The organism is Daejeonella lutea (assembly GCF_900168015.1).
Classification (GTDB): Bacteria; Bacteroidota; Bacteroidia; order Sphingobacteriales; family Sphingobacteriaceae; genus Daejeonella; species Daejeonella lutea.
Map to the genome: position 1 here is coordinate 309,563 of NZ_FUYR01000002.1, position 11,680 is coordinate 321,242.

The window sequence follows — 11,680 nt, forward strand, 5'->3', positions numbered from 1 at the left end:
ATTGAATTTCTTGTATTAAACCTCTGCAGTATTTCTAACTTTTGTTTGATATCCAACACCTGGCTTGGTATTGATCTCCTCAAGTACATAATAAGTACGCTCGCTCTTCAGTGCTTTCGCAACCTCTGAGTTAGGATCATTACCATCACCAAAAATGATCGCATTCGTAGGACAAGTTTGCTGACAAGCCACCTTGATATCGCCATCCTTCAATGTGCGTTTATCTAATTTAGCCTGAAGTTTACCAGCCTGGATACGCTGAACACACATTGAACATTTCTCCATCACACCACGTGAACGTGTACTTACGTCAGGGTTTAACACAAGCTGTGTAAACTCATTGTTCATGTAGTTGTCGAAACGTGAGTCATTCCAGTAGTTAAACCAGTTGAAACGACGTACTTTATACGGACAGTTATTCGCGCAGTATCTTGTTCCGATACAGCGGTTGTAAGCCATCTGGTTCAAACCTTCTGATGAGTGAACGGTAGCAAGTACCGGACAAACAGTCTCACAAGGAGCATGATCGCAATGCTGACACAGCATTGGTTGGTGGATCACTGAAACGTTGTCCATGGTTTCCATGTCTTCCATTTCGTCTTCCTTCGTTACTTTACTGCCATTATCATTAACAGTGTAGTAACGGTCGATACGCAGCCAGTGCATTTCACGACGCTTTCTAACCTCATCGCGTCCTACAACAGGGATGTTATTCTCTGCATTACAAGCTACAATACAAGCTCCGCAACCCGTACATGCATTTAAATCGATCGCCATTACCCAATTGTGGCCTGGCATCTCATATTCGTTCCAAAGATCAACATGGTTAACATGACCGTGGCCAGTACCGTGGTTTGGATCTTTTAAGTAATCTTTTAAAGTTGTTTCGCGGACGATATTTCTTCCCTCAATCGAGTGGTGAGTCTGCGTTTGAGCAAGCTCATATATTCCGCCAGCTTTGCTGATAGTTGCAGCAGCATTTCCTTGCAAAGTACCGTTAACCAGTCTTAAGAAGGGATACGCATTTTTACCAACCTCAACTGCTGCTTTTCCTGCCATCGTACGTCCGTAGCCAACAGCTATTGAAACAGTACCTGAAGCCTGACCCGGCTGGATTAATACTGGTAAAGTAACTTCGTATTTATCAGTCTTGACAGTAACCATGTCATTCTCGCCAATGCCTAATTTCTCAGCATATTTAGGTCCGATAGCAGCATAGTTATCCCAGGTTACTTTAGAAACCGCATCTGGCAACTCTTGCAACCAAGGGTTATTCGCCAGTTTACCATTTCCAATACCAGTACTTTCATAAATATGTAGCTCAACAGCATTGTCGCCGCCTTTTGCTAGTGCATTGCTCTCAGCAACGATCGCAGATACTGCTGCAGCTACATTACCCGCTGATGAATAAGCACCTCCACCTTTAGCAGTCATTGTTACAGATCCTTTTTGAAGAAGATCTTTCCAGCCAGTTGCACCCTGAGTTAAACCAGCCTTGCTCCAGTTATTCTGGATGTACTGGTAGTAATCCTGAACTGCGTTATCAGACCAGATCAAAAGACCTTGTTCTGCATTACGTGTATTGTAAACAGGATTGATGGTTGGTTGTGCAATAGTATAATAACCTTCTACCGGATTCGAGTCGCCCCATGATTCCAGGTAGTGGTGGTTAGGAGCAATAACCTGGCAAAGTGAAGCGGTTTCGTCTTTGCGATCAGCAAACGATACGCGAAGTGCCACTTTTGCAAGTGCATCAGTGAATGCCTTCGGATCAGCATACTCGTAAGCCGGGTTACTATTAAGGAAGAACACCGCACCAACTGAACCGCTGTTCATCTCGCTTACCAAAGTCACGAAATCTGCATCGTTACCTGTGTACTGGTAAGATGGATTGTCAAGATCGACAGTGGTGCCATAATTCCCAAGAAGAGAGTTTATAGCATTAACAACCGTTTGGGTTGCGATATCATTAGATCCTGATACTACAAGGCTTCTTCCTTTGGCCGCTGCCAGTTCCTTGGCAGCAAGCATAACTCCTGTTTCAGCTTTTTGGTTAGGTAATTTCTTACCGCCTGAAACAGCTCCGCCAAGGGCAGCATATAAATTTAGTAATGCAATACCTTCTTCAGATGGCTTCAACGGAATACGTGCATCAGCATTTGTTCCGGTTAAGCTCATGCCGGTCTCAAACTGAATGTGACGAGACATCTTGCCGCCTTTCAGAGCAGCAGCATTTCTTTTAGAAGCGTATTGTGTATTGAATTCAATTGGCGAGATCCAGCTTCCAAGGAAATCGGCACCGAAGCTGACGATTACATCCGCGTTGTCGAAACGGTATCTCGGAAGTACCGCTTTACCAAAGCTTGCTTCGTTAGCCTTAATTATACCTGTGTATGAAACTGCATCAACCTGTACATGCTTGGCTGATGGGTATTTTGCAATGAAATCAGCAATAACAGCTTTAGTAGAAGGACTGTTGACAGTAGAAGAAACGATACGGATGCTCTTACCACCTGTTTTAGACAATTCAGTTTTTACAAACTGGTCGATCTTTTCCCATGAAGTATCTGCATCATTAAGAACTGGTCCTTTTAGTTTTGATACATCATATAAGTCAAGCACAGATGCCTGTCCTTTTGCATCTAAAGCTCCTTTGCTCAGGATACAATTAGGATTACCTTCAATCTTGATCGGACGGCCTTCACGGGTTTTAACCAGAATGCTGTGACCGTTAAAAGTTGAGGTGTAATAATTTGGAATACCTGGTACGATCTCTTCCGGCTTAACTAAGTAAGGAATTGATTTATGAACAGGAGTTTTCTGACAAGCAGCCAGGGTTACTGCACCTAAACCAAATCCCAGCGCCTTTAAGAAGTCGCGTCGTGGAGTTACGGTACTTAAGCCAGCTTCATTCAGAACCTCTTCCATAGGAAGCGACTCAGCGAATTCGTTTTTGTTTTTCTCAACGAAGTCTTTAGTATTCTGCAGCTCTTCTAAACCTTTCCAGTATTTCTTATTGCTTTCCATTTAAGCTATATAACTGTATACGTATGTTTTCTTTAAAATTCTATTCTTAGTAGTGGCACTTGCTACACTCTAAACCACCTAATACTGCCGCTGTAACCTTCTCACCTTTTTTCAACTTGTCGTGAGCAGCAATTAATCTATCGTAGTATGGATTATCTTTATGGTTCACCTCAGTTTCTTTGTGGCAGTTAACGCACCATTTCATTGTAAGCGGCGAGTACTGGTAAACCTCTTCCATAGTCTGGATCGGTCCGTGACATTTCTGGCACTCAATGCCGGCTACTGAAACGTGTTGTGAGTGATTGAAGTAAGCAAGATCAGGCAGGTTATGGATACGGATCCATTCAACCGGCTTTGTATTATTACCGTATTGCTTGGTCGTTTCATTATAATCTAATGCATGGTAGATCTTCTGAATCTCCGGAGAAGTCTTTCCATCGTATTTGTCTGATGCCGTTACGTAGTTATGGCAGTTCATACAAACATTTAATGATGGTATTGACGCATTCTTAGAAGTAAATGCACCGGTATGGCAGTACTGACAATCTATCTTATTAACACCTGCGTGAAGCTGGTGAGAGAACTTAATTGGCTGCACTGGCTGGTATCCTGTGTGAACACCTGTTTCCCACATGCCCATCCATCCTGCTGATCCAAGGAAAATAACAAGGAGCAGCACTACAAATAAGATGAATTTCTTGTTCTTGGTAAGCCTTTTCAGACCAGCTAATCTATCACCAGGGACAACTTCATCGTCTTCTACAAGCACACCTTGTTTCTGAAGCATCACGCGTTCCAAAGTACGGATCACACGGTTCAGAACTACGATAACGATGAAAGCAATGATAATCACAGCGATCAGTCCGAAGATCATAAAGTTACTGATCTCGCCAGAACCGCCTTCTGCAGAGGCACCGCCAGCAGCCTTTGGATCAGCAGCAGGTTTAGTCTCTTCGGCTTTTACGTAAGCAAGAATGTTTTTGACATCATCATCCGACAATTCAGGGAAAGCCGACATCGCAGCAGGTGAAAATGCTTCAACTTCTTTTGCTACAGGATCTCCTGAAGCAATTAAAGCAGGTGCGTTCTTGATCCACTTAAGCAACCATGCTTCTTCGCGGCGTTCAGTTACTCCCTTTAGATCAGGACCAACTACAACTTTTCCAACTGCGTGACAAGCCGTACACTTTTGCTTGAATATCGCTCCACCGGCAGCCACATCCTGTGCACTTGCTGAAGATACAGCAGCTACAGCCAGAAAAGAAACCAGTATCAGAGACTTCGTAACACTTCTAAAAAACAATGAGATGCTTCTCATATTGAGTATTTAATGCTAAAAAATTGAAATGTATGATAGAAAATACGCCTGGTATTAGGGAGGCACTTATTTTCGATGACAAAAGTAGGTTTTATTCACTTAACCATGACATTAACGTGACTAATATTACTAATTTATAATCGTTCTAAATTGATGTTAAATTAGTTATCTATCAATTAGTTATGACAGAAACCTTCGTTTACAAGTAGCTAGCTTAGGAAAAATAGTTGCTTGTATAAAAACAAATTACTACTGCTTTAAAACCCACGCGAAAATTAATGGCGCCACAATAGTGGCATCAGATTCGACTATAAATTTTGGTGTATGAATATCCAGTTTTCCCCACGTAATCTTCTCATTAGGAACTGCACCAGAGTACGATCCGAAGGAAGTTGTTGAGTCTGAGATTTGGCAGAAATAGCTCCAGAAAGGAATGTTCTCCATCTCCATATCCTGGTAAAGCATAGGTACCACGCAAATTGGGAAATCTCCCGCAATACCGCCCCCTATCTGGAAAAAGCCCACACCTTTGCCACCTGAATTAGCAATATACCATTCGGCAAGCCAGCCCATATATTCAATTCCGCTTTTCATTGTTGAAGCCTGAAGCTCTCTCTTCATCACGTAAGAAGCGAAAATATTCCCCATCGTTGAATCTTCCCATCCGGGAACTACAATTGGCAGGTTCTTCTCCGCAGCTGCCAGCATCCACGAGTTCTTTGGGTCAATCTCATAGTATTGCTCCAGGTCGCCGCTCAACAGCATTTTATACATGAACTCATGCGGAAAATATCGCTCACCCGCGCTGTCGGCATCTTTCCAGATCTTGTGAATATGCTTTTGCAAACGCCTGAAAGCTTCTTCTTCAGGGATGCAGGTATCTGTTACGCGATTGTAATGGTTCTCTAACAGGTCCCATTCGTCCTGCGGACTAAGATCTCTATAGTTTGGAACACGCTTATAATGGGAGTGTGCCACCAGGTTCATAATATCCTCTTCCAGGTTAGCTCCCGTACAGGAAATAATGGCAACCTTATCCTGGCGGATCATCTCCGCAAGGGAAATACCCAGCTCAGCAGTACTCATAGCGCCGGCAAGAGTGATCATCATCTTACCACCTTCATCCAGGTGAGTTTCGTAACCCTTAGCCGCATCCATTAATGCAGCAGAATTGAAATGCAGGTAATTTGTTTCGATAAAACGGGAGATCGGTCCTCTTTCAGCAGCCATGATTATGATTTTTAGACCGCAAAATTAGGTTTCTTTAGGTTAGGAAACAAGGTAAGAAGTGCTGAAAACAACGCTTAGCAGTAAAACAGAAACCGCATTAACACTGATTTATAACATTAGACCGGCACTAAATGAGGCTTGCCACGAACCGATTCGCGCAGACGAATAAATTGAACGTGGTCTCGTAAAAAGGTCGTTTTGAGCCTCTCCGGAACCTTCAAAACCACCTTCACAGCCTCCTCATCCAACTTATACAGCTTGACCGGCACTTTCCATCCCAGCGAGTTTGTGATGATGGAGCGGTCAAAACGGATCTTCTTCTTTTTCACGCCAAGCGGTTCAGCGCTCATAAATTCCGCGATTGCAAGGTTCCATGCCGAGCGAAAACCCAACAGAGAGGCTTTAACTGAATAAATATCCTTCAAACCCGGTTCTTTAATCACCACTCTGGCAAACGCAATGGCTTCAGAAAAACGCTTTTGGGCATGTTTCTGCCGCTCACTGTAAATAACCTTGCTCCGGTCGGGGAAACTACTCACTACGGTCCTGCCCCCACACTGCCTGAACAGCAGCTGGCGATTCACGCTTCCGCGAAAGCCTGCAAAAAGAGGGGAAGTTTGTATAGCCAATGCACTGATTATTAACTACACAAGATAATAAATGGTTCTGAATTAACCAAATAATTTAGCCACTTTTTGACTGAAATTATGTGAAATAAGTGAATTGACAACACCCTCTATTCACTTAGCAAGTGCTTAGTACTGGCTAAGCCATGTCTATGCCCTCACCTTTTTACGTTCAATTGTGTTTTAAACGCAGTTTATTACTTAAACACTGTTAGATCAACTCTAAGAAGCTTGGGGGTTTCCAGCTTTCGCTGGAATGACAAGATGTTATAAGTCAATTGGGAGATTCCAGCCTCCGCTGGAATCTGAGTTTAATCACGATTTTTAGTTTTGTCGCTTGCCATGAAGTTTAAAAACATCAACTGCCTTTGAGCGGTATTTTATTGGATTCCAGCGGAGGCTGGAATCTCCCAATATTTCCCCACTGCTGATTGTCATTCCCGCGAAGGCGGGAACCTCCCAATAATAATCAGTATTCTCATAATAGTTATATTAAAGGGCGTTTCCCTGCTAATGCTACACAGCAACAAAATTTCCTATCTTCATACATTCAAACCTAACCTGTTATGAAAATGAAACTCTACCCCCTTGCCCTTGCGGCCATCGCATTACTTGGCGCCTGCAATCAGGACACAAAAAATACTTCCGCCGTTGATGAAGACGGCCTGGCTGCATTCAGCGCAGATAGCATGCGACTGCATGTTGCTCAGCTAGCAGATGATTCGCTCATGGGGCGCAAGCCATTTACCGAAGGCGAAACCAAGACTGTAGCGTACCTGCAAAAACAATTTAAACAGGCAGGCCTGGAGCCGGGAAATGGTGATAGTTATCTCCAGGAGGTTCCCATGGTAAATATTCAGACCAATGCCGACCCCTCCATGACTGTAAGCGCCCCTAAAGGCAATCTTTCTCTTAAAGGTTTTGACGATTATGTAATCTGGACAGATAAAATTGCTGATAAGGTTAGCCTGAATAATGATGAGGTTGTGTTCGCTGGCTACGGCGTGGTTGCACCGGAACATAACTGGAACGATTACGCGGGACTGGATGTGAAAGGAAAAGTTGTGCTCGTAATGGTAAATGATCCGGGTTTTGCTGCTAATGATTCAAGCTTGTTCAAAGGTAAAACAATGACCTATTACGGTCGCTGGACCTACAAATTCGAAGAAGCAGCACGCCAGGGTGCAAAAGGCTGCTTAATAGTCCACACCACCGAAGGCGCCAGCTACCCTTTCTCTGTAGTGCAAAATAACTGGAATGCATCCAAGCTCCGGCTTGATGATCGCGCTAAACCAAAGCCATATACCGATATTAATGGTTGGGTTTCTCTGCCAGCAGCAAAGCGCCTCGTTGCAGCAGCAGGCATGGATAGCACCAGTTTCTTCGCTATGGCTGATAAACCTGGCTTCAAAGCACTGCCACTGAACCTTAAACTTTCTACCAGCATGAAAGTGACTACCACCTTCAACAAATCATATAATGTTGTTGGGAAAATCACTGGCACAAAGCGTCCGGATGAGGTTATCGTTTATTCCTCGCACTGGGATCATTTGGGTATCGGCAAAGCGGACGAAACCGGAGATTCCATTTACAATGGCGCACTGGATAACGCGACAGGTACTGCAGGGTTGCTGGAATTGGCCCGTGCGTTTAAGAGCCTGAAAGTGCAACCGGAACGAACTATAATTATGCTGTCGGTTACTGCCGAAGAACAGGGACTTTGGGGATCGGCCTACTACGCCCAGAATCCAATCTACCCGGTAAATAAAACTGTGGCAAACATCAATATTGATGGCATCAATCCGAATGAAAGCACCCGGGATATCATAACCATTGGTAAAGGACAGTCTGAGTTGGAGGACTACCTGAAGGAAGCAGCGGAAAAGGCAGGCAGAGTGCTCGCCTATGAAAATCATCCTGAAGCCGGATACTACTACCGTTCTGATCACTTCAATTTCGCGAAGGTGGGTATTCCGGCACTATATACATCCAATGGAATGGAGGTTATAGGTAAAGAAGCAGGCTACGGGGCCAAGGCAGATTCGATCTACACCGAAAAACATTATCACCGACCTTCAGACGAATACGACCCGACTACATGGACCTTTGCCGGCGGTATAGATGATCTTAAATTGCTTTTCCTGGTAGGTAAACGCCTTGCTTTCGAAACAAAAATGCCTGTTTGGAAAGAGGGATCGGAGTTTAAAGCGATCAGAGAGGGCAAATGAGCTGAAAAGGGAGAGTGGAGAGTAGAGAATGAATTAAACGCTGCATTAAAATTAGTAGCGTCTTCTCTCTCCATTCTCAACCTTCCACTCTCAATTCTCAACTTTCTTCACATCACGTATTAAGTCCAATACCATCCTTGCCACTCTGTCTACAGCCTGTGCAATAATGTCCTCCGGCTTACCTCTATACACTTCCCTAAGCCCGAGGCTTTTTTCTTCCCAAATCATATGCATAAACATAGTGCCTACTGGCTTTTCTGGTGTTTCACTTCCGCCGGATGTGGTGAGTCCGGTGACAGCCACATACACATCAGCTTTTATTAGTTTCTTTAGCCTTCTGCTTAATTGTTCGGTAACCTCGGCCGACTCAGGAGTATATTTCTTGATAATTCCAGGCGGAATATGCAGAATATGTTCTTTTAACACTGCATCATAACAGACAATCCCGCCTTTTAACACCTGACCTGATTGGGGTGCCATCGCGAACGCGGCACAAAGACTGCCGGCAGTCGCGCTCTCAGCAAAGGTTATGGTAAGATTATTTGCAGCAAGTGCTTTGCAACTTTCAAGGACTAGTGTAGATGGCATAGATATATTTTCCTGTATAACTTTTGTCTGGATAATAAGTTTGTGGGCCTATAGGAAATTGAACCATTTGTCTTTAATTCTTATAGCGGCTCATCTGCTTGTGATATCATCTTCAACTGTGAACTTAATCCTATATTTGCCGCTCATGAAAAACTCTTATCTGCTTCCTGGACTAATTGCAGTGCTCTTTATATGCAATCTGGCTCCCGCTTCAGCACAAAAGAAACTAATCAAGAAGCTCTTTTCCAATGAAGCTGATACCACCCGATCCAGCAGCTTTCTCGCCCTTCCCGTGCTCGGATATTCACAGGAAACCGGTGTTGAATTCGGTGCAGTAAGCCTTTACTCATTCTATACCGATCGCAAAGATACACTGACTCGTGCATCTCGCTTAACAGGTGTCGCTACCTTCACCACCAAAAGCCAGAGTAATTTTCAGCTTAAAAGCGATATTTGGGCGCCAGGTAATACATACCATTATACTTCGGAGTTCAGATACAAGAACTTTCCGTTCAACTTCTATGGAGTCGGCAACAAAACCTTTAAGGCAAATGAAGACCGCATCACTCAAAAGTTGTTCAGACTCAACGCCGGAGCAGAAAAGAAATTCGGAAAGATAACCTACACTGGCCTAAATGTTAATTATGACAGATATCGCTTTACAGACAAAGCTGAAGTTGGGGTATTTACCACAGATCCTTTCCTGGTAGACCGTGATGGTGGTCAGGTGCTCTTCCTGGGCATCAGCCAGATCTTCGATAATCGAAACTCCAATACATACACAACCAAAGGGACGTACCTGAAATTAAACTATTCATATGCCCCTAAGCTGTTTGATGATACTGATTTTGACGGTGGAATGTTCAAAGCCGATCTTCGTACATTTAAGAGCCTGAGTAAAAAAGCCGTCCTGGGAATCAATGGTATTTTTCAAACCATTGGTGATGGAAACACACCTTTCTACCTCCTGCCTCAGTTAGGAAACGATGAGATGTTGCGAGGGTATTACACCGGCCGCTTTCGCGATGAAAATCTGTTGGCCCTGCAGGCAGAACTTCGTTTAAGATTAAATCCGAAAATTGGCTTTGTAGGCTTCGCCGGTACAGGTACTGTATACGGCCATAACAGTTTCAGAGTTGCTGATCTTAAACCAAGCGTTGGCGCAGGGTTTCGCTATTTCTTTGATGTTGAGAAAGGGTTGAGTATCCGCATGGACTACGCATACGGTGAAAAGAGACCAGGAGAAGAACGGCAGAAGGGCTTTTATTTAAGTTTAGGCGAATCCTTTTAATCTTCCACTGGTAAATTTACTATTTTGCATACCATTAAGCTTTGCATTATAGAATCTACTGAAGTGAAAAGATTAAAACAACTCATACTCCTCGCGTCAATCCCGCTTATTATCTCCTGTTCTCAGGATAAAGAAGACAGTGCAAGCTCGCTAAATACAATCGCACAGGACTATGTCAGGCTGGGTTTATTCATTGGTCAATATGATACTGACTTTGTTGATGCCTATTATGGCCCCGACTCATTAAAACCAAAGACTAAACCCGAGCTATTTCCTAAAGACAGCGTGCTTAGCGCTATTGCGGGCATGCGGAAACAACTGGATCAGCTGATTGCCAGGGGCAATGATTCTACTTCCGTTCGGGCCAAATGGATGTCGGGTCAGTTAACAGCATTTACCCGGAGAGTGAAGATCTTTACAGGAGAATACGGAACTTTCGATGAAGAATCTACCGACCTGTTTGGTGTAAAGGCGCCTGAATATCCTGCTTCTCATTACGAAGCTCTGATTGATTCCCTGGATAAGACACTCCCAGGATCAGGCAGTGTTCAGGATCGATTTCAGGCACTGGCTAATCGCTTCATTATCCCTAAAGCTAAACTGGATACAGTGTTTAAAACCACGATAGCTGAGGCAAGAGCGCGAACTCTGGCGCACTATAAATTACCAGCGGAAGAAAAGTTTAGCCTGGAATATGTAACCAATAAATCATGGAGTGGCTATAACTGGTACAAGGGCAATTACACGAGTGAGATCCAGATCAATACTGACATTCAAATATTTATTGAGCGTGCTATTGATGTAGGCAGTCACGAAAGCTATCCGGGTCATCATGTGTATAATATGCTGCTGGAAAAAAATCTTTATCGTGACAAAGGTTGGGTTGAAATATCACTCTATCCCCTGTTCAGCCCACAGTCGTTTATTGCTGAGGGCAGTGCAAATTATGGTATTGAGCTGGCGTTCCCTGGTCAGGATAAGGTACGCTTCTCGAAAGAAGTCATTCTACCATTGGCAGGACTTGATACTGCTGGCATTGGCTTATACTTCAAAGCATTGTCCATCCGCGGCAAGCTCAATTATGCCCGTAATGAAGCTGGCCGTGGTATTGTAAATGCTACCATGAATGATGAACAGGCTCTGGATTGGCTTAAGAAATACTGTCTTTATAATGAAGAGACTGCCTTGAAGTCCATCAGCTTTATTAAGAAATACCGCAGCTACGTAATCAATTATAATTACGGACAGGACGTGGTTAAAAGTTACATAGAGAAGGGGGCAGCCAATGGACATTGGGATGTATTCTCTAATCTGCTGAGTAACCCTGTAAGCCCGCGCGACCTCATAAAATAACCCTTCAAGCAATCCATAA

General features: G+C 43.8%; 8 protein-coding genes. 3 read left to right on the plus strand and 5 right to left on the minus strand.

Going from position 1 to position 11,680, the window contains the following annotated elements:
• Positions 1-15: 15 nt before the first annotated feature.
• The 4 genes from B5X60_RS10415 to B5X60_RS10430 form a co-directional block, all read right to left on the minus strand.
• Entirely contained in the window at positions 16-3,027 is a 3,012-nt protein-coding gene (locus tag B5X60_RS10415) for a TAT-variant-translocated molybdopterin oxidoreductase (RefSeq protein WP_079702633.1), read from the minus strand.
• A 46-nt stretch (positions 3,028-3,073) separates the two neighbouring features.
• Complete coding sequence (locus B5X60_RS10420) at positions 3,074-4,345, minus strand: cytochrome c3 family protein (RefSeq protein WP_079702634.1); 1,272 nt, start codon at positions 4,343-4,345, stop codon at positions 3,074-3,076.
• A 249-nt stretch (positions 4,346-4,594) separates the two neighbouring features.
• Entirely contained in the window at positions 4,595-5,575 is a 981-nt protein-coding gene (locus B5X60_RS10425; protein WP_079702635.1) for a deoxyhypusine synthase family protein, read from the minus strand.
• 116 nt (positions 5,576-5,691) lie between these two features.
• Positions 5,692-6,204 (minus strand): hypothetical protein, encoded by a 513-nt coding sequence (locus tag B5X60_RS10430; protein ID WP_139377448.1) that lies wholly within the window; start codon positions 6,202-6,204, stop codon positions 5,692-5,694.
• Between the two features lie 563 nt (positions 6,205-6,767).
• Between B5X60_RS10430 and B5X60_RS10435 the strand changes: the two genes are divergently transcribed.
• Positions 6,768-8,429 carry a M28 family metallopeptidase gene (locus B5X60_RS10435; RefSeq protein WP_079702637.1) on the plus strand — a complete coding sequence of 554 codons (1,662 nt, stop codon included), beginning with the start codon at positions 6,768-6,770 and terminating at the stop codon, positions 8,427-8,429.
• A gap of 90 nt (positions 8,430-8,519) precedes the next feature.
• Here the strand turns inward: B5X60_RS10435 and B5X60_RS10440 are convergent, their stop codons facing one another.
• Complete coding sequence (locus B5X60_RS10440; RefSeq protein WP_079702638.1) at positions 8,520-9,017, minus strand: CinA family protein; 498 nt, start codon at positions 9,015-9,017, stop codon at positions 8,520-8,522.
• A gap of 145 nt (positions 9,018-9,162) precedes the next feature.
• Here B5X60_RS10440 and B5X60_RS10445 point away from each other — a divergent pair, with 145 nt between their 5' ends.
• Together B5X60_RS10445 and B5X60_RS10450 are read left to right on the plus strand one after the other, a co-directional pair.
• Entirely contained in the window at positions 9,163-10,308 is a 1,146-nt protein-coding gene (locus B5X60_RS10445; protein WP_139377449.1) for a BamA/TamA family outer membrane protein, read from the plus strand.
• Between the two features lie 63 nt (positions 10,309-10,371).
• On the plus strand, positions 10,372-11,661 hold the full coding sequence (locus tag B5X60_RS10450; protein ID WP_079702639.1) for a hypothetical protein: 1,290 nt from the start codon (positions 10,372-10,374) through the stop codon (positions 11,659-11,661).
• Positions 11,662-11,680: the final 19 nt, after the last annotated feature.